This window comes from Streptomyces sp. BV286 (assembly GCF_019090165.1).
Taxonomy (GTDB): Bacteria; Actinomycetota; Actinomycetes; order Streptomycetales; family Streptomycetaceae; genus Streptomyces.
The window spans coordinates 16313-35439 of record NZ_JAHRIB010000177.1 but is presented as its reverse complement, the minus strand read 5'-3'; the positions used below and the strand labels follow the sequence as shown (position 1 = coordinate 35439).

General features: G+C 70.6%; 17 protein-coding genes. 1 reads left to right on the top strand and 16 read right to left on the bottom strand.

Annotation, left to right across the window (positions count from 1 at the left end):
- Nucleotides 1-37: 37 nt before the first annotated feature.
- Nucleotides 38-2128: an alpha-galactosidase gene (locus tag KUF83_RS33125; RefSeq protein ID WP_217458844.1), complete on the bottom strand. Its 2091-nt coding sequence runs from the start codon at nt 2126-2128 to the stop codon at nt 38-40.
- Between the two features lie 168 nt (nt 2129-2296).
- On the opposite strand from KUF83_RS33125, the gene KUF83_RS33120 reads away from it, so the two are divergent.
- A complete protein-coding gene (locus KUF83_RS33120) occupies nt 2297-3094 on the top strand; it encodes a tyrosine-protein phosphatase (protein ID WP_217458712.1) in 798 nt (265 codons plus the stop codon).
- Between the two features lie 28 nt (nt 3095-3122).
- Here the strand turns inward: KUF83_RS33120 and KUF83_RS33115 are convergent, their stop codons facing one another.
- The 15 genes from KUF83_RS33115 to KUF83_RS33050 form a co-directional block, all read right to left on the bottom strand.
- Nucleotides 3123-3248 (bottom strand): DUF6126 family protein, encoded by a 126-nt coding sequence (locus KUF83_RS33115; protein ID WP_217458711.1) that lies wholly within the window; start codon nt 3246-3248, stop codon nt 3123-3125.
- Complete coding sequence (locus KUF83_RS33110) at nt 3248-3883, bottom strand: helix-turn-helix domain-containing protein (protein WP_217458710.1); 636 nt, start codon at nt 3881-3883, stop codon at nt 3248-3250. Before KUF83_RS33110 ends, KUF83_RS33115 begins: the two co-directional genes overlap by 1 nt.
- Before the next feature lie 122 nt (nt 3884-4005).
- Nucleotides 4006-5403: an aspartate aminotransferase family protein gene (locus tag KUF83_RS33105; RefSeq protein WP_217458709.1), complete on the bottom strand. Its 1398-nt coding sequence runs from the start codon at nt 5401-5403 to the stop codon at nt 4006-4008.
- Nucleotides 5400-7442 (bottom strand): 1-deoxy-D-xylulose-5-phosphate synthase, encoded by a 2043-nt coding sequence (gene dxs / locus KUF83_RS33100; RefSeq protein ID WP_217458708.1) that lies wholly within the window; start codon nt 7440-7442, stop codon nt 5400-5402. The genes KUF83_RS33105 and dxs overlap by 4 nt, the downstream gene beginning before the upstream one ends.
- A gap of 27 nt (nt 7443-7469) precedes the next feature.
- Nucleotides 7470-8654, bottom strand: a complete 1185-nt coding sequence (gene ispG, locus KUF83_RS33095) for a flavodoxin-dependent (E)-4-hydroxy-3-methylbut-2-enyl-diphosphate synthase (RefSeq protein ID WP_217458707.1) — start codon at nt 8652-8654, stop codon at nt 7470-7472.
- A 4-nt stretch (nt 8655-8658) separates the two neighbouring features.
- Complete coding sequence (gene hpnH, locus KUF83_RS33090) at nt 8659-9681, bottom strand: adenosyl-hopene transferase HpnH (RefSeq protein ID WP_217458706.1); 1023 nt, start codon at nt 9679-9681, stop codon at nt 8659-8661.
- A 5-nt stretch (nt 9682-9686) separates the two neighbouring features.
- A complete protein-coding gene (locus tag KUF83_RS33085; protein WP_217458705.1) occupies nt 9687-10331 on the bottom strand; it encodes a 1-hydroxy-2-methyl-2-butenyl 4-diphosphate reductase in 645 nt (214 codons plus the stop codon).
- Nucleotides 10328-12349 carry a squalene--hopene cyclase gene (shc, locus tag KUF83_RS33080; protein WP_217458704.1) on the bottom strand — a complete coding sequence of 674 codons (2022 nt, stop codon included), beginning with the start codon at nt 12347-12349 and terminating at the stop codon, nt 10328-10330. Before shc ends, KUF83_RS33085 begins: the two co-directional genes overlap by 4 nt.
- Before the next feature lie 113 nt (nt 12350-12462).
- A complete protein-coding gene (locus KUF83_RS33075) occupies nt 12463-13530 on the bottom strand; it encodes a polyprenyl synthetase family protein (protein ID WP_308403240.1) in 1068 nt (355 codons plus the stop codon).
- A gap of 59 nt (nt 13531-13589) precedes the next feature.
- The gene (gene hpnE, locus KUF83_RS33070; protein WP_217458703.1) at nt 13590-15014 is read right to left on the bottom strand and encodes a hydroxysqualene dehydroxylase HpnE; all 1425 of its coding nucleotides are present in this window, start codon (nt 15012-15014) and stop codon (nt 13590-13592) included.
- Nucleotides 15011-15151: a DUF6380 family protein gene (locus KUF83_RS43095; protein ID WP_374106221.1), complete on the bottom strand. Its 141-nt coding sequence runs from the start codon at nt 15149-15151 to the stop codon at nt 15011-15013. The genes hpnE and KUF83_RS43095 overlap by 4 nt, the downstream gene beginning before the upstream one ends.
- Nucleotides 15151-16101: a presqualene diphosphate synthase HpnD gene (hpnD, locus tag KUF83_RS33065; protein ID WP_217458702.1), complete on the bottom strand. Its 951-nt coding sequence runs from the start codon at nt 16099-16101 to the stop codon at nt 15151-15153. The genes KUF83_RS43095 and hpnD overlap by 1 nt, the downstream gene beginning before the upstream one ends.
- Nucleotides 16098-17000 (bottom strand): squalene synthase HpnC, encoded by a 903-nt coding sequence (gene hpnC / locus KUF83_RS33060; protein ID WP_217458701.1) that lies wholly within the window; start codon nt 16998-17000, stop codon nt 16098-16100. The genes hpnD and hpnC overlap by 4 nt, the downstream gene beginning before the upstream one ends.
- 369 nt (nt 17001-17369) lie before the next feature.
- Nucleotides 17370-18149 (bottom strand): ABC transporter ATP-binding protein, encoded by a 780-nt coding sequence (locus KUF83_RS33055; RefSeq protein ID WP_217458700.1) that lies wholly within the window; start codon nt 18147-18149, stop codon nt 17370-17372.
- Complete coding sequence (locus KUF83_RS33050) at nt 18142-19077, bottom strand: ABC transporter permease (RefSeq protein WP_217458699.1); 936 nt, start codon at nt 19075-19077, stop codon at nt 18142-18144. Before KUF83_RS33050 ends, KUF83_RS33055 begins: the two co-directional genes overlap by 8 nt.
- Nucleotides 19078-19127 lie beyond the last annotated feature (50 nt).

Sequence of the window (19127 nt, the reverse complement as noted above, 5' to 3'; positions counted from 1 at the left end):
GCGAGTTGGAACTAAGGCTCCAATGCGGACACAACAGTCACTTGCGACGCAGCCGGATAACTGCCGCATCAAGGTCACCACGCAGCCCCGTCCGCAACCCGTGATGCAACAGCACCGCACCTCGGTGGACTTCGCCCGTTTCGAGGCATTCGTACGAAGCCGCCGGGTCGAGGCCCCGCAGGCGCACCGGCGGGACGGGCTCGCCGTAGTGCTGCGCCTGGAGCCACGCGAGGACGACGGTCTCGCCGTCACGGACGTACTGGACCGCACTCATGCCGCCCTGCGGCGCCCGCAGCCGGTGCAGGTCACCGCCCTGCACGACGGGCCGGATCTCCTTGTAGAGCTCCACCCAGCCCCGCGCCTCGGCCAGCTCGTCGTCGCTCCACCGCGTGAGGTCGCCACCGACCCCGAGCACCCCGGCCATCGCGCTCACGAACCGGAAGCGCAACGAGCTGACACGACCGTTGAGCTGCGTGTTCGGACTGTCGGTGACCCAGGCGGCCATGGCCCGCGCGGGATGCACCTGGCTGAAGCCGTGCTGGATGGCCAGCCGGTCGAGGGGGTCCGTGTTGTCCGAGGTCCACACCTGGTCCGTACGCGCCATGATCCCGAGGTCGATCCGGCCGCCGCCGCCCGAGCAGGACTCGAAGGCCACCCCCGGATGGGCCGCCCGCAACCGGTCCAACAGGCCGTAGAGGGCGTGCACATGATCCACCCAGAGGCGCTGCGGGTACGCCTCGCCGGGCCATCCGGCATCGGTGAAGCAGCGGTTGAAGTCCCACTTCACGTACTCGATCGGGGCGCTGGACAGCAACGTGTCGAGCTGCTCCCACAGGTACTCCTGGACATCCTCGCGGGCGAGGTTCAGGACGAGCTGATTGCGCAGTTCCGTCCTCTTTCGTCCCGGGTGGAACTGCACCCAGTCCGGGTGCGCGCGGTACAGCTCACTGTCCGGGTTGACCATCTCCGGCTCGACCCAGATCCCGAAGCGCATCCCGAGCGCGTGCACCTCGTCGGCGAGGGGCTTGAGGCCGGCCGGGAAGCGGTCCGGGTTGGGCGTCCAGTCGCCGAGCCCGGCCCGGTCGCTGGTGCGCGTCCCGAACCAGCCGTCGTCGACCACGAACAGCTCGACCCCCATCGCGGCGGCCCGCCGCGCGAGGGCCCCCTGCTGCTCCTCGGAGATGTCGAACTCGGTGGCCTCCCAGGAGTTGTAGAGCACCGGCCGGTCCTGGTCCGCGTCCGGGATCACATGGGCCCGCTGGTAGGCATGCCAGGCGCGGCTCGCCCCGCCGAAGCCGCCGTCGCTCCACAGCCCCGCGAAGACCGGCGTGACGAAGCTCTCCCCCGGCTCCAGCCGCAGCAGGCCGGAGTCGTCGTATCCGGCCCCGCCGGTGATCTGCACGCGCGCGTCCGGCAGCTGGGCCACCGCGATCCGCCACGTCCCCGACCAGGCGAGCGCGCATCCGTAGACCTCGCCCAGCTCCTCGGTCGCCGTGCCGTCCGCGTCCAGCGCGACCCACGGCAGGTGCTGATGCCCGGTGTGCCCCCGCCGGCTGCCGATGACCTTCTCGCCGTAGGTGAGCTCGGAGCGCACCAGCCGGGACTCGGCCGCCCACCGGCCGTGCAGCTGGGACAGCCGCCACCCGTCCTGCTGCGGGAGCGTCCAGGTGGCGGAGTCGGCGCGCAGCACCTCCAGCGCGGGTCCCTCGTTGGCGAGGGTCACCCACCGCTCGACGACGTCGGTCCCGGCACGCATCCGGTAGTGCAGCGTGATGCCGAGTCCGCAGTCGGAGAACCGCAGCCGCAGCTCGTCGCCCTCGACCCCGCCGGTCTCGTGCCCCTCGAACCGCCACTCGGTGCCGCGCCGGTCCTGCGTACGCACGGAGAGCGCGGGCCGGACGAAACGGGGGCCGCCCTCGACCGGGTACTCCTCATGGCCGTCGAGGGTGGCCTCGAAGGGCCAGTACTCCGGTCCGGGGCCCGCGGCGAGCGCCTCCGCGTCGGCGAGCCCGATCCGCGGGCCCCAGTGCAGATGAAGCAGCTCGTCCTCGTCACCGAGCCGCAGGCCGTAGCTGCTCGTGGGTCCCGAAAGAAGCCACGTACGGCCGTCTGCGCCGATCTCTACCATCAAGCCCTCACATATTCGAACAGGCACGCTCAAGCCCCAACATCATCAGGGTCCGCGTGCCTTTCCGGCAACGTCTGTGGACAACTCATTGGCCTACGAACCAATGTCGTATCGTCGGACACGCATCTCGCCGACGAGCCGCGTCGGCGGCGGATGGGAGGAGTCCCCGTGACGCAGCAGGTCCCGTCGACCGAGCCCGAGCTGGCTGGAGTGCGCAACTTCCGCGACGTGGGCGGCCTGCCGACGGTCGACGGCCGGCGGGTGGCGTACGGGCGACTGTTCCGCAGCGGCCACCTCGCGCACGCCACGGCGTCGGACGCCGCGTTCCTCGCCTCCCTGGACCTGCACACGATCTTCGACTTCCGCAATGCGGCGGACCAGAAGCTGGAGGGCGCCGACGTCGAGCTGCCCGGGGTGCGCAATGTGAACCTGCCGCTGACGGACCCCGCCGACGGCGCCGAGTTCTGGGCGATGGTCCGTGACGGGGACCTGGACCAGCTGCGGCAGCTGCTCGCGGACGGCAGGGGGGCGGACCGCATGATCGGGTCCTACCGCACGATCGTCAAGGAGCGCACGAGCGAGCTCCGTCAGGTGCTGCACTCACTGGCCGAGGACAGCGTCCCGGCCCTGCTGCACTGCGCGGCGGGCAAGGACCGGGCCGGCCTCTCCGTCGCCTTGACGCTCCTCGCCGTGGGTGTCGAGCGCGAGGCCGTCGTGACGGACTACCTGGAGTCGAACGCGGCGCACCGCCGCTACCGCGTCAGCCGCAGCGGCTCCTCCGCCTCGGCGTACACCCCCGAGGTCATGGAGCTGCTCAGCCCGCTCTTCGACGCACGTGCCGAGTATCTGGCCGCGGCCTTCGAGACGATCGAGGAGACCTGGGGCAGCACCGACGCGTACCTGGAGCAGGCGCTCGGCGTGACGCCCGAGATCAGGGAGCGGCTGCGGAACCGGTTCCTCGACTGACCCGGCCGGGCCCCCGGTCCGGTGATCGCTACTGCCCCTGGGCTCCGAGGGAGAACAGCAGGTAGACGAAGGCGGCGAAGACGTGCCCGACGGCCACGTAGATGATGAGCCGCACCCACAGCGCGCGCGGGAACTTCTCCTCGATGTCCTTCATCAGGCCTCTCCTCGGTTCGTCGTCGGTCCGAGGCACAGGGCGGCCGTCGGGCTCTGCAGCAGGGTGTGTACGAAGAGCAGGTCGGCGCCGTCCCGGTCCTCGGCGGCGATCCGGTGAGGGGTCAGTGAGTCGAAGTGAGCGCTGTCGCCGGGTTCGAGGATGTGGGTGGTGTCCGCGAGCCGCAGCCGCAGCCGCCCCTGGAGGACGTACAGCCACTCCTCACCGGGGTGGACGCGCACGATGTCGCCCTGCGACCCGTGGGGCACGTGCACGCGCAGGGACTGCATGCCGCGTCCGGCGGCACCGGCCGGCCAGTACGTCCAGCCGCCGGCCCGGGTGGGCTCCATGTCCGCGGAGCGCACGACGGCGTCCCGCTCGGTGACCGTCTCCCCGAGCAGGTCCGAGACGGTGGTGCCGTAGATGCGGGCCAGGGCGAGCAGCATCGGCAGCGAGGGCTGGCGCTGCCCGGTCTCCAGCCGGGAGAGGTGGGCGGGCGAGAGCCCGGCGGCCCGGGCAGCGGACTCCAGGGTGAGCGTCGCGCGGCGCCGCAGCGCCCGCAGCTGGGGGGCGACGGCGGGCAGCTTCTCCCCGGCTGCCGTCGGCTCGGAAGGGCTCGTACCCTTGTCAGGGTTCATGTGGTCCATTGAGCCGCAGGCTTGCCTCGGAGACAAATTCCTTGCCTCAGAGGCAAAAGACGCCCGGGAGCCCGTCGGCCCCGCCCTCGCGCGGCCGACGGCCCCGGTACCGCTGCCAGGGTCTACCTGTTGGCAACCGCCTGCTTGACCAGCGTCTTCCCGAAGTCCCACATGAGCCCGCCCCCGCTGTGCGCGTCGTCCATCACGGCGGTGAAGGCGTCCAGGAACCGGTCGACGTCCCGTTCACCGAAGACCAGCGGCGGGATCAGCTTGATCACCTCCAGATGGTCGCCGGAGACCTGGGTGAGGATGCGGTGCCGCTGCAGCAGCGGCACGACCACCATCTGCGCGAACAGCCCCTTGCGCGCGGCCTGCAGCATCGTCCACCGGCTGCGCAGCTTCAGTGATCGCGGCCGGCCGAACTCGATGCCGATCATCAGCCCACGGCCGCGTACGTCGCTCAGCAGCTCGTACTTGTCGACGAGCGCCGCGAGCCGGGACTTCAGCTGCTCCCCCGTGGCACGGGCGTTCGCCACGATCTGCTCGTTCTCCATGACCGACAGCACGGCGAGGCCGGCCGCCATGGCCTGCGCGTTGGACCCGAAGCTCGCGGAGTGCACGAGGACTCGGTCCATGGACGAGTAGACCTTCTTGAAGATCCAGTCCTTGCCGAGGGTGGCCCCGACCGGCACATAGCCGCCGGACAGTGCCTTGGCCACGCACACCAGGTCCGGTTCGACGCCCTCGTCGTGCTGGTAGGCGTAGAAGTCGCCGGTCCGGCCCAGCCCCGTCTGCACCTCGTCGGCGATGAGCAGCGCCTTGTGCCGGTGCAGCAGTTCCTGGGCGGCGCGCAGATAGCCCGGCGGGGACTCGTGGACGCCCTTGCCCTGGATCGGCTCCACGATCAGGGCGGCGACGTCACCCTTCTTCAACTCCCGTGCCAGGGCGTCGAGATCGCCGAGCGGGACCGCCGTGTCGGGCAGCAGCGGGGCGAAGCCGTCCCGGAAGCCGTCCTCGCCGTTCACGGACAGGGACCCCGTGGTGAGGCCGTGGAAGGCGTGCGGGCAGTACAGGACCCTCGGCCTGCCGGTGGCGTACCGGGCGAACTTCAGCGCGGTCTCGACGGCCTCCGTACCGCTGTTGCCGAAGAACACCCGGTCCAGGTGCGGGCTGTGCGTGAGCAGCTTCTCCGCCAGCAGCCCGGGCAGCGGCTGGCAGTCGAAGCGGGTCAGGTCGGCGAGCTGGGCGTCGAGGACGTCGTGCAGCGCCTTGCGGACGACCGGGTGGTGGCGGCCGAGTCCCATCACCCCGAACCCGGCGAGCATGTCCAGGTAGTCGTTGCCGTCCGCGTCCCAGAAGTACGCGCCCTCGGCCCGCTCGTAGACCCTGTCGAAGCCGATGGTGTGCAGCATGCGCGGCAGTTGGTGGTTCAGGTGCTTCGCATGCAGCTCGTAGCGCTCGGCTCCGCGCTCGGCGAGAAGACCGCCGAGGTCGAACTCCTGGGGCTCACTGGTGGTCATTCGTGTTTCTCCTTGGGCGCCTGTTTCCCGGCCACCGGTTTCCCGGCCGCCTGCCGCTTCGAAGTGCGCTGCCCGCCGGCCTGCGCCTTCCGCACGCGTTTGTCGGCGGCCTGCTCGCCGGGGGTCCGCGCCGTGACCGCCGGTTCGGCGTCCGTGGCCCCCGCGCGCGCCTCCCGTGTGGCCAGGCTCGCGCCGATCCGGCCCGCGATCTCGACGGGCGTCAGACCGATGTCGGCCAGCACCTCGCCCCGCTTGGCGTGCGCGAGGAACTGCTCGGGGATGCCGAACCGCCGTATCGGCACGTCGACTTCGGCGTCACCCAGGGCGAGCGCGACCGCCGCGCCCACTCCGGAGGCGCGGCTGTTGTCCTCGACGACGGCGACCATGCGGTGGCCGGCGGCGAGGCCGGGCAGCGCGGGGTCCACGGGCTTGACCCAGCGCGGGTCGACCACCGTGCAGCCGATGCCCCGGGCCTCCAGGAGTTCGGCCGCCCGCAGACACACCGGGGCCATCACTCCCACGGCGACGAGGAGGACGTCGGGCCGCTCACCGCGGTGCAGCACGTCCACACCGCCCACTCGGTCGACCGCGGGCACCGCGGGCCCCACCGACTCCTTGGGGAAGCGGATCAGCGTGGGGGCGTCGTCCACGGCGACCGCCTCGCGCAGTTGGGCGCGCAACTGGTCGGCGTCACGCGGCGCGGCGATCCGGAGCCCCGGCACGACCTGGAGGACGGACAGGTCCCACATGCCGTTGTGCGACGCTCCGTCGACCCCCGTGACCCCCGCCCGGTCCAGCACGAAGGTCACCCCGCAGCGGTGCAGCGCGACATCCATGAGGAGCTGGTCGAAGGCCCGGTTGAGGAAGGTCGCGTACACCGCGACGACCGGATGCAGTCCGCCCGTCGCGAGCCCGGCCGCGGACACCGCGGCGTGCTGCTCGGCGATACCGACGTCCCACACCCGGTCGGGGAACCTCTCCGCGAACTTCCCGAGGCCCACCGGATGCAGCATGGCCGCGGTGATCGCCACGACATCCGCGCGTTCCTCTCCGATACGGACGATCTCGTCGCCGAACACCGAGGTCCAGGAGGGGCCGTTGGAGGGCGCGAGCGGCTCGCAGGTGAGCGGGTCCATCACGCCGACGGTGTGGAAGTGGTCCTCCTCGTGGGCGACGGCCGGCTCGTATCCACGCCCCTTCTCCGTCAGGCAGTGGATGAGTACGGGCCCGTGGAAGCGCTTCGCGCGCCGCAGCGCCGACTCGACCGCGCCCACGTCGTGCCCGTCGATCGGCCCGACGTACTTCAGCCCCAGGTCCTCGAACATGCCCTGCGGCGCGAACGCGTCCTTGAACCCCTTCTTCGCGCCGTGCAGGGACTCGTAGAGGGTGCCGCCGACGACGGGCATGCCCAGCAGGACGTCCTTGCCCCAGGCCAGCACCTTCTCGTAGCTGTCGGTTGTCCGCAGCGTCGCCAGGTGGTTCGCGAGACCGCCGATGGTCGGCGCGTACGAGCGTTCGTTGTCGTTGACGACGATGATCAGCGGCCGGTCCTTGGCCGCGGCGATGTTGTTCAACGCCTCCCACGCCATGCCGCCGGTGAGCGCGCCGTCGCCGATGACCGCGACGACGTGCCCCTTCTCCCCCTGCACCTGGCGGGCCTTGGCGAGTCCGTCGGCCCAGCCGAGCACGGTGGACGCGTGGCTGTTCTCGATGACGTCGTGCTCGGACTCCGCACGGGACGGGTAGCCGGAGAGGCCGCCCTTGCCCCGCAGCTTGGAGAAGTCCTGACGCCCCGTCAGGAGTTTGTGTACGTAGCTCTGGTGGCCGGTGTCCCACAGAATGCGGTCGACGGGCGACTCGAAGACCCGGTGGAGCGCGATGGACAGTTCCACCACCCCCAGGTTGGGCCCCAGATGACCGCCGGTCCTGGCGACCGCGTGCACCAGGAACTCCCGGATCTCGTCGCCCAGTTGACCTATCTCCGTCTCGGACAGCGCCTTCAGGTCGCGTGGTCCCCGGATGCTCTCCAGAATTGTCACGCTCGGGCCCCCTCTCGGTCCGTGCTGCTACTGACTCGCGGTGACGGAGGGCTGCCCCGGCACCGTGACCTCCGGCTCGCCTGACGCGACGCCGTCCGCCTCCATCTGTGCGGCGATCTTCATCGCCTCGTCGATGAGGGTCTCCACGATCTTCGACTCGGGCACCGTCCGGATGACCTCGCCCTTGACGAAGATCTGCCCCTTGCCGTTGCCGGAGGCGACCCCCAGGTCCGCCTCCCGCGCCTCGCCCGGCCCGTTGACGACGCAGCCCATGACCGCGACCCGCAGGGGCACTTCCATGCCCTCCAGTCCGGCCGTGACCTCGTCGGCGAGCTTGTAGACGTCGACCTGGGCGCGCCCGCAGGACGGACACGACACGATCTCCAGCCGCCGCTGCCGCAGTCCCAGGGACTCCAGGATCTGCATGCCGACCTTGCACTCCTCGGCGGGCGGCGCGCTCAGGGACACCCGGATGGTGTCGCCGATGCCCTCGCTCAGCAGCGCGCCGAACGCCACCGCGGACTTGATCGTGCCCTGGAAGGCCGGCCCCGCCTCGGTGACGCCGAGGTGCAGGGGGTAGTCGCACTGGGCGGCCAGTTGCCGGTAGGCGTTGACCATCACGACCGGGTCGTTGTGCTTGACCGAGATCTTGATGTCCCGGAAGTCGTGCTCCTCGAAGAGCGAGGCCTCCCAGAGCGCCGACTCGACCAGCGCCTCGGGCGTCGCCTTGCCGTACTTCTTCATCAGCCGCTGGTCGAGCGAGCCGGCGTTGACCCCGATCCGGATCGGCGTGCCGTGGTCCTTCGCGGCCCGTGCGATCTCCTTCACCTTGTCGTCGAACTGCTTGATGTTGCCGGGGTTCACGCGGACCGCCGCACAGCCCGCCTCGATCGCGGCGAACACGTACTTCGGCTGGAAGTGGATGTCCGCGATCACCGGGAGCTGCGACTTGCGGGCGATGGTGGCGAGCGCGTCCGCGTCGTCCTGCGTGGGGCAGGCGACGCGGACGATCTGGCAACCGGACGCGGTGAGTTCGGCGATCTGCTGCAGCGTGGCGCCGATGTCCGACGTACGCGTCGTCGTCATCGACTGCACCGACACGGGCGCCCCGCCACCGACCGCCACCGGCCCGACCTGGATCCGCCGCGAGACACGGCGCTCCGCGATCGGCCGGACCGGCACCTCGGGCAGGCCCAGGGAGACGGCGCTCACGTCGTCACCCGCGGTTTCCGGAAACGGTCTCGCGGGCGGCCCGCAGGGACTCCTTGAGGGAACCCATGGTGGCCAGGACCGCGGTCGGCTCGTAGCCGCAGTGCGCCATGCAGTTGGCGCAGCGCGGGTCCTTGCCGCGGCCGTACGCGTCCCAGTCGGTGTCCTCGACGAGCTCCCTGTACGTCGTGACGTACCCGTCGCTCATCAGGTAGCAGGGCTTCTGCCAGCCGAAGAGCGAGTAGTTGGGGATCGCCCACGCCGTGCACGGGAAGTCGACCTTGCCCTCCAGGAAGTCCAGGAAGAGCGGGGAGTGGTTGAGCCGCCAGCGCCGCCGGTTGCCGCCCCCGAAAGCCTTCCTGAACAGTTCACGGGTCTGCTCGACGCCCAGGAAGTGCTCCTGGTCGGGCGCCTTCTCGTAGGCGTAGGCGGGCGAGATCATCATCTCGTCGACCTGGAGGTCGTCGTTGAGGAAGTCGAGCACCTCGATGATCGTCTGCGGGGTGTCGGTATTGAAGAAGGTCGAGTTGGTGGTCACCCGGAAGCCGCGCTTCTTGGCCTCCTTGATGGCCTCCACGGCCTCGTCGAACACCCCCTCCTTGGCGACGGACTCGTCGTGCCGCTCCCGCAGGCCGTCGATGTGCACGGCGAACGCGAAGTAGGGGGACGGCGTGAACTTGTCCATCTTCTTGCGCATCAGCATGGCGTTGGTGCACAGGAAGACGTACTTCTTCCGGGCCACCAGCTGCCGTACGATCTCGTCGATCTTCGGGTGCATCAGGGGCTCGCCGCCGGCGATGGACACCATCGGCGCCCCGGACTCCAGCACCGCCCCGACGGCCTGGGCCACCGGCATGCGCTGCTTGAGCACCCCGGCCGGGTGCTGGATCTTGCCGCAGCCCTCGCATGCCAAGTTGCAGGCGTAGAGCGGCTCAAGCTCGACGATCAGCGGAAACTTCTCCCGCTTGCGCAGTTTCTGTTCGAAGAGATACGTCGCGACCTTGATGGTCTGGCGGAGCGGCATGGCCATCTGGCTCACCTCCTGGGGAGCAGCAAAGAACGGTGCCATTCGAAGAAAGCGGGTAGAACGGCACGAAGAACGCGGAAGGCTGATATTCCACCGCGCACCGTGCCGATCCGGACGAGTTCATGTTCTGGAGCGTCCACGACCACCCGTACGGCCGCAACCGGGCGCACGCCCGCGCGGACGGCGCTGTGCAGCGTGGCCGCCGATTCCATGTCGACCGCGATCGCGCCGGTCGCGAGCAGATCCGACCGTTCCTGGCCGCGCACGACGTGATCGGAACCGGTGAGCGGTCCCGTGTGGACGGTGCGCCCGGGCACGGCACGCATCAGTTCCTCGACCAGCAGGTCGGCGCCCACGCACGGCGTGGTGCCGCGTGGGTCCCGGGTCTCCTCGGCGACGACCAGGTCTCCCGGGTGCATACCGGGGGCGAGCCCGGCACAGAAGCCCGTGGCCAGGACGGCCGCACCCCGCAGAGAGGGACCGGCCAGGGCCCGGCCGACCGCCCGCTCGGCGGCCTTGGGCCCCATGCCCGTACGCAGCACGGTGACCGGGCCGTCGGCACCGCCGCGGCTGCCGCCGGTGCGCAGGGCGAGGTGCTCGATGCCGAGCGCGCAGGCGATCAGCAGCGGGGCGGCGGCCGGTGTGCCGGTCATCCGCTCCCCCTGCCTGCCGGGCCGCGCGGACCGGCGAAGGGTTCGCCGTTGACGTACCGGCCGAGCGCGGTGAGCGGGAAGACCTGGCGGTAGAGGTGGTAGTTGATCGAGAAGTCCCACGGGAACCCGGTGCCGGTGAAGTACGGCTCGTCCCAGGAGCCGTCCGCCAGCTGGGTCTCCGCGAGCCAGGCGACACCACGCTCGGTGGCCTTGGAGTCCCGCTCCCCGGCCGCGAGCAGCGCCAGCAGCGCCCACCCGGTCTGGGACGCGGTCGACGCGCCCCGCCCGCTCCACTCGGCGGCGTCGTGGTAGGAGCGCAGGTCCTCGCCCCAGCCGCCGTCGTCGTTCTGCACGGTCTCCAGCCAGGCGACCGCCCGTCGGATCGCGGGATGCGCGGCGGGCAGCCCGGCGGCCATCAGCGCGGGCACCACCGACCCTGTCCCATAGACGTAGTTGACGCCCCAGCGGCCGAACCAGGAGCCGTTCGCCTCCTGTTCGGCGAGCAGCCACTCGATACCGCGGCGGGTGCGCGGGTCGTGGGCCAGCCCTTCGACGGCGAGCATCTCCACGACGTGCGCGGTGACGTCGGCGGACGGCGGGTCGATGACCTCGCCGAAGTCGCAGAACGGCAGCCGGTTGGGGAACGGGCTGGTGTTGTCGACGTCGAAGGCGCCCCACGCGCCGTTCTTCGACTGCATGCCGAGGTTCCAGCGCACCCCGCGCCCGATGGCCTTCTCCACACGCTCCGGGTCGTGGTGCCTGACGCGGCGCAGTGCGAGGACCACCTCGGCGGTGTCGTCGATGTCCGGGTAGTTGTCGTTGTGGAACTCGAACGCCCAGCCTCCGGGCGCGAGTCCGGGCCGCTTGACCGCCCAGTCGCCGGGGCGGACGATCTCCTCTCCGAGCATCCAGTCCGCGGCCCTCACCAGCTGCGGATGATCGGCGGGCACGCCCGCGTCGGCGAGCGCGATGGTCGCGAGGCAGGTGTCCCAGACCGGTGACTGGCAGGCCTCGATCATCCGGGCCCCGTCCTCGCGCCAGACGGTGAAGCGGTCGAGGGACGCCAGCCCCTCGCGCATCACCGGGTGTTCGAGGTCGTAGCCCAGCAGGTGCAGGGCGATGATCGAGTACACGGCGGGCGGCTGGATGCCACCCCAGCAGCCGTCGTTCTCCTGACGCTCGATGATCCAGCGGGCCGCGGTGTTCATCGCGGCTCTGCGGAGCCGGCGCGGGGCGACCTTGCGGTAGACGTGCAGGGCCCTGTCGAGCCGTTGGAAGGCCCCGTCCCAACTCGCCACCGGGGCGAGGGGCTTGACCGGGTTGGGGTCACGGTGATCGGTGTGCAGCTCGTCCAGCGCGAAGGGCGCGGGCCGTACCGGGCGCTTCGCCGAGACGACGGTGAGCGGCACGATGGTCTGCCGGGCCCAGCAGCCGAAGTCGTAGATGTTGAGCGGCACCCACTTCGGGAAGTAGATGAGCTCCGGGGGCAGTTCGGGTAGGTCGTCCCACTTCCACCAGCCGAACAGGGCGAGCCAGATCCGGGTGAAGACCCGGGCCGCGGCGATGCCGCCCCGCGCACGGATCCACGCGGACGCCTTCGCCATGTGCGGATCGTCCGGCGCGTCACCGGCCAGCCGCAGGGCGACGTACGCCTCGATGGTGGTGGAGAGTTCGCCCGGTCCGCCGTAGAAGGAGGCCCAGGTGCCGTCCTCGCGCTGCTCACCGCGCACGAACAGTGCGGCGGCGTGCGTGGTCTTCTCGTCGTGGATGCCCAGGAACTGACGGAGCAGCAGGTCTTCGGCGTCCATCGTGACGTTGGTCTCGAGGTCGCCCTTCCACCAGCCCTCGGCGTCCTGCGTGGCGAGCAGGAAGTCGGTGGCGCGCTGTATCGCGCGCGCGGCGGCGTCTGGGATATCGGCTGTCCCGGCCGCCGCGGGAGTCGATTCGGTCCGGATGTCGCTGGCCGAGGCAGCGCGGGGCGGCAGGGCCCCGGTGCTTCCGTCGGTCGTCGCTGTCATGGCTTCCCCTTCGTGCAGTGGCATGTTCTCTGCTGTGGGTCCGCCGTCGGCCGGTGCTCGTGTTCCCGCAGCACCGGCCGGCGACTACGCGAGGTTTATTCGACCGATAGTGATCATCTCTTTCGGACGACGACGAAGTCGGCGAGCTCCACGAACTGGGCCCGTACCTGGTCCGGCATATGGATCGTGTCGAGCGCCTCGATGGCGACGGTGTGCTGCCGGCGCGCCTCCTGGGCGGTCCACTCGCGGCCGCCGGCCTCCTCGATGAGCGCGGCGCGCACGGCGAACTCCTCCTCGGAGAAGTTCTCGAAGTCGCTGCTCTTGGCGTCCTCGGCGAGGAGTTCACCGAGGCGCGCGGAGGCCGGGCCGCCCGCCGCGAGCGCGGCGACGACCGGCAGGGACTTCTTACGCTGACGCAGGTCGCTCCAGGTCTGCTTGCCGGTGGCCACCGGGTCGCCCCAGATGCCGAGCAGGTCGTCGACGGCCTGGAAGGCGAGGCCGAGGTGGTAGCCGTACTTCTCCAGCGTGTCGGCCGTGCGGTCGTCGGCGCCGCCGAGGACCGCGCCGATGGAACAGGCGCAGGCGAGCAGCGCGCCCGTCTTGTTGCCCTCCATCTCCAGGCACTCCTCGACGCTGACACGGTCGCGGTGCTCGTAGGAGATGTCCTGGGCCTGGCCGTCGATCAGCGCGCGCGTGGCGGTGGTCAGGCGGCGCGTGGCCCGGCCCGCCTCGACCGTGCCGAGTTCCAGGAGCAGTTCGTTGGCCAGGGCGAACAGGGCGTCGCCGACGAGGATCGCCTGCGCGGGGCCGTGCACCTTCCAGACGGTGTCACGGTGGCGGCGCTGCTCGTCGCCGTCCATCAGGTCGTCGTGCAGGAGTGAGAAGTTGTGCACCAGTTCGACGGCGACCGCGCCCGGCACGCCCACCTCGGGGGCCGCGCCGGCCGCCTCGGCGGACAGGACGGCGAGGGCGGGACGTACGGCCTTGCCGCCGTCCCCGTCGGCGGGGTTGCCCTCGGCGTCGATCCAGCCGAAGTGGTAGGCGGCAACGGTGTCCATAGGAGGTGCGAGGCGGTCGATGGCCGCCCGCAGTACCGGTGTGGCCAGGGTCCGGCCGCGCTCCAGGAGCGCGGTCACGTCCACCGCGTCGGCAGCCTTGGATGCCGGGGGCACAGTGGGCACAGTCTCTCCTCTACTTGCGATACGGGGGGTGCGGGAGCCTGCCGTGCTCTGGTCGAGCGTCACGCCGCCTCCTCGAAGAGCTCGAAGAGGTGGTCGCGGGGCCGGCCCAGGGCGCTCAGCGCGGCGTGGGCCGCGCTCACGCCGCTGCGGACCGCACTCTCCATGGTCGCGGGCCACCCTGTGGCGGTCCACGCGCCGGCCAGGTAGAGGCCGGTTGCCTTGGTGCGGGCGCCGGGCCGCAGCCGTCCGACGCCGGGGGCCGGGGCGAACGTCGCCGTACGTTCCCGGGTGACGAAGAAGTCCCGTACCTCGGCGCCGCGGGTGCCGGGCAGCAGCCGCTCCAGCTCCGGCAGATACCGCTCGCGCAGCACCGGGACCGGTTCGTCGATCTCGTCCTGCGCGGCCGACTGGGACAGCGCGAGGTACTGGCCCTGCGAGAGCCCGGACGCCTCGGTCCGGTCGAAGACCCACTGCACCGGGGAGCCCAGCGCGGCGAAGAACGGCCGGGCGAGCACCTTCCGGTCGTACACGACGTGGATGTTGAGGATCGGCGCCGTCCCGATCTCCAGCAGCCGCTCGGGGGCGTCGAGCGCGCCGTCGGGCAGCAGGTCGTGGGCCTCACGCTGCGGTACGGCGAGCACGACCGTGTCGGCGTCGAGCGTCTCACCGGGAACCTGAACGCTCCAACGACCGTTCCCGTGTTGGGAGATGGAGGTGACGCGTGTACGGACTTCGGTACGGACGCCCGCGGAGTCGAGCGCCTTGCGGGCCAGTCGGTCGTGCAGTTCACCCAGCGGGACGCGTGCCCAGCCGATGTCGGCCGCGCCCGGGTCGGAGAGCAGACCGGTCTTGAACACCATCGCGGCGAGCCCGAGCGAAGCGTCGCCGGCCACCGCGTTGAGGGTGGCGACCCCCACGAGGTCCCACAGTGCCTCGACGGCACGCTCCGACTGACCGTGCGCGGCCAGCCAGGTGCCGAAGTTCTGCGCGTCGAGCGCCGGGTCGGCGAGGTCGAGCCCCTTGAGTGCCAGTGCGGCACGACCGACCTTGGCGCGCTCCGAGAGCGACAGATGGGGATACGTGGCGAGGCTGCGCGCCAGATGCAGCGGTACGGGCAGCGCCGTGCGGCCGATTCTGCCGAGTCTGCGTCCCGGTTCGCCCTCGGCGTCGAGGACGGGGACGTCGAGACGGTCCTGCAGCGGCGCGAGTCCGGCTCCGTCGACGCGGTCGAGGAACCAGCGGTAGGCGGTGCAGCAGCGCATGTACACGTGCTGGCCGTTGTCCACGGTGAGTCCGGCGCGCTGGAAGGAGAAGGCGAGCCCGCCGAGCCGGGGCCGCCCTTCGAGCAGTGTCACCCGCACTCCCGCGTCGGCGAGCGCGAGCGCCGCGGTCGTCCCCGCGAGCCCCCCGCCGACCACCACGGCCGTCGCGGGGCCGCTCGGCGGGTCCGCATCGAGTTCCTCGTCCTGAGTCGTGTCGTTCATCGTGCACCTTCCCCCGCGGCCTCGCCGTGCCGGTGGAACGGGGCACGGCCGGCCGTTGAAGTCAGGGACGCCGTCCCCGTCCGGAGGGTTGCGCACCGTTTCCCGGTACTTGCCTCGTCCTGTCCCGGACCGTCCATCAGGCGCGCCTCCTGACGGTGCGGCGGGAGACGTGCCGGGCGTCGAGACCGGAGAGGCCCCGCACGGCGACGTACGCCTTCTCGCGTCCGGGCAGCGAGACCCGGCCGCGCAGGACGGCCTCCGGTTCGCGCTCGATGCGGTCGAGGAGGCGGCGGTAGATGCCGGCCATCGCGGCGACACAGGCGCCGCTGCGGCGGTCCAGCATCGGCAGCAGCCGGTAGCCCTCCGCGAAAAGCGCGCGGGCCCGACGCACTTCGAAGTGCACGAGGCCCGCGAAGTCGGAGCCCTCCGGTGGATGCGCCCCGTCGAACCCGGCCGAGCAGCCGAACTTCGCGAGGTCGTCCGCGGGCAGGTAGGTCCGTCCGTCCTCGGCGTCCTCCCGAACGTCTCTCAGGATGTTGGTGAGTTGCAGCGCCAGCCCGAGCGTGTCCGCGTACTCCGGCGCCCGCTCGGCTCCGCGCGCCCCCGGTTCCGTACCGAACACCCCGAGCGAGAGCCGGCCGATGGCCCCGGCGACGCAGCGGCAGTAGATCCTCAGGTCGTCCCAGGTCTCGTAGGTCTCGCCGCGGACGTCCATCAGGACTCCGTCGATGAGTTCGTCGAGGCCGTCGAGCGGGACCGGGAAGTGGTCCGCCGTGTGGCGAAGGGCTACGGCGACGGGGTCGGTGTCGTCCTCGTCCACGGAGCGGTCGCGGACGCGGGCGAGCAGCGCCCGGGTCTCCTCGAGCCGCGCGGCCTTGACGTCGGGGGCGAGCGCGCCGTCACCGATGTCGTCGACGCGCCGTGAGAACGCGTACAGCGCCGACATGGCGCGGCGCTTGGGCACCGGCAGCAGCCGGATGCCGTACGCGAAGTTGCGGGCCTGCTGCCCGGTGACCGCCTCGCAGTAGCCGTAAGCGGCGAGTACCGGTGCGGACATGTGTGGTTCCGACTCCACGGTCCGGATCACCCCTCTCCTCGCAGAGTCACTCCCACCTCGCGCAGCAACTGGATCTTGCCGGGCTTGGGCGGGCCGGGAAGTACGTCGTATTCGGCGGCGGCGATCGCTCGGATCGCCGCCCTTCCTCCCGCAACGAAGCCCGCGAGCAGCAGCCTCAGCCTGCCGTGGACGCTACCCACGAGGGGGGTGCCTTCATTCAGGAGGTGCCGGGCGCGTTCTGCTTCGTATGCAACCAGTGCGCGCACCGATGCGCCTGCCGTTCGTGCGGCGAGATCCGCCTCCTGGACGTGAAAACGCTTCATGTCCTCGGCGGGCAGGTAGACACGGTCGCGGCCGAGGTCCTCGGCGACGTCCTGGAGGTGCTCGACGATCTGCAGCGCCGTACAGACCGCGTCCGAGCGGCGGACCCGCTCGGGTGTCGAGGTCCCCGTGACGGAGAGGACCAGACGGCCGACCGGGTTGGCGGACAGCTCGCAGTAGGCGACGAGGTCGTCGTAGGTCTCGTACCGCTTGACGAGCTGGTCCTGGCGGTTCGCCGCGATCAGGCCGAGGAAGGGCTCGGGGGTCAGGCCGGCACGGCGGACCGTCGGCTGGAGGCGGCGCAGGAGCGGGTGGCCGGGAGTCGAGTCGAAGACCTTGCGCAGGTCCGCCTCGAAGGCGTCGAGCAGGACGAGCCGGTCCTCGGCCTCTGCCGGGGAGACACCCAGGAGGCGGGCGTCGGCACCGCCGGGGGCCAGGTCTCCGTCCCCGATGTCGTCGACCAGGCGGGCGAATCCGTAGACGGCCATGAGGTCGTCGCGCCAGGCCCTGGGCAGGAAGAACGGCGCCACGGGAAAGTTCTCGTCCGCGGCCTTGGCGAGGGTGGTGCGCTCCGGGTCGCCGGCGCGCGCCGTCCCGGCCGGCGTCACCGCTCGCTACCCGGACCGGGGACGGCGCACGCACAGCGGAGCTGGAGAGTTTCCGTAGCCATTGCCGTCACATCTCCCGTTCTACACTGCTGACCCAATGGTGACTATTTCGGACACGCCGCCCGGCGGTCCGCGCAGCAGACCCTATGCCGGATGTCGCGCATTATCGCCCCACTTGCCGCGAATCAGCACCGGTACAGCTTACGTTGTACAACCCGCCATGACCCGTCGGGGTGTCCGGCACATCACAAGAACACACCGATTGGCGTCAAGATTCCTAAGGACGACCGGAGTTGGCGCATTCTTTGCAGACGCAGGGCCCCGTCGGAACGTTCCGACGGGGCCCTGCGCTGTCTCCGGCGATCCGGGCTACTTGCCCGTGAACTTCTCGTACTCCTTGATGACCTCGTCGGTCGGGCCGTCCAGGCGCAGCTCGCCGCGCTCCAGCCACAGGACGCGGTCGCAGGTGTCACGGATCGACTTGTTGTTGTGACTGACGAGGAACACCGTGCCGGCCTCCTTGCGGAGCTCCCGGATGCGGGCCTCGGAGCGCTTCTGGAACTTGCGGTCGCCGGTGGCGAGGGCCTCGTCGATCATGAGGACGTCGTGGTCCTTGGCGGCCGCGATGGAGAAGCGCAGACGGGCGGCCATGCCGGAGGAGTAGGTACGCATCGGCAGGGTGATGAAGTCGCCCTTCTCGTTGATGCCCGAGAAGTCGACGATGTCCTGGTAGCGCTCCCTGATCTGCTCGCGGGACATGCCCATGGCGAGCCCGCCGAGGATGACGTTCCGTTCGCCCGTGAGGTCGTTCATCAGGGCCGCGTTGACGCCGAGGAGCGAGGGCTGGCCGTCGGTGTAGACGTGCCCCTTCTCGGCGGGGAGCAGCCCCGCGATGGCCCGCAGGAGGGTGGACTTGCCGGAGCCGTTGGAGCCGATCAGGCCGATGGCCTCGCCCCGGTAGGCGTTGAAGGAGACGCCACGGACGGCGTGCACCTTGCGGACGCCCCGCTCCTCGCCGCGCTTGATTATGCGGCTGAGTGCGGCGGTCGCGCTGCCCTTGCCGGTCTTGGCGCCGTTGACCCGGTAGACGATGTGCAGCTCGTCCGCGATGACGGTGGGGATCTTGTCCCCGGTGTTCAGCTCAGCCACGGCCGTACCGCTCCTCAGCCTTCCAGAAGTACACGAATCCGCCGACGGCGACGAGGACGGCCCAGCCGCCCGCCACGGCCCACACGTGAGGCGGCAGCACCTCGCTCGCGGGGCCGTAGCCGTCGATCAGCGCGAAGCGCATCAGGTCCATGTAGATGGCGGCCGGGTTCCACTGGAGGATGTCGGCGATCCAGGCCGGGTGCTTCTCCAGCATCACCGGGATGGAGAACATGACGCCGGACGCGTACATCCACGTACGCATCACGAACGGCATGAGCTGCGCGAGGTCCGGGGTCTTGGAACCCATCCTGGCCATGATCATCGCGAGGCCGGTGTTGAACAGGAACTGCAGCGCCAGCACCGGGAGGATCAGCAGCCAGGACAGCCGCGGGTAGCTGCCGAAGGCGATCGTCACGACGAACAGCACGATCATCGAGAACAGCAGCTGCTGGAGCTGCTGCAGCGAGAACGAGATCGGCAGCGAGGCACGCGGGAAGTGCAGCGCCCGGACCAGCCCGAGGTTGCCGGAGATCGCGCGCACGCCCGCCATCACCGAGCTCTGGGTGAAGGTGAAGACGAACACACCCGTCACCAGGAACGGGATGTAGACCTCTCGGGACATGCCACGGTCGGCCTTCAGGATGAGGCCGAAGATCAGGAAGTACACGGCCGCGTTCAGCAGCGGCGTGGCCACCTGCCACAGCTGGCCGAGCTTGGCCTGGCTGTACTGGGCGGTGAGCTTCGCCTGCGAGAAGGCGAGGATGAAGTGACGCCGTCCCCAGAGCTGGCGGACGTACTCGACGAGCCCGGGCCGGGCGCCGCTCACGGCAAGCCCGTACTTGGCGGCGAGGTCCGCCGCGGAGAGCCCTTCATCGGGCGACGGACGGGCGCTCACCGCGACACCACCGTCATGCGTTGTCTCACTCACAAGTGGAAACTTTCGTCCTCAAGATGCGCGGCCTGGTCGGGCGTAGGCCA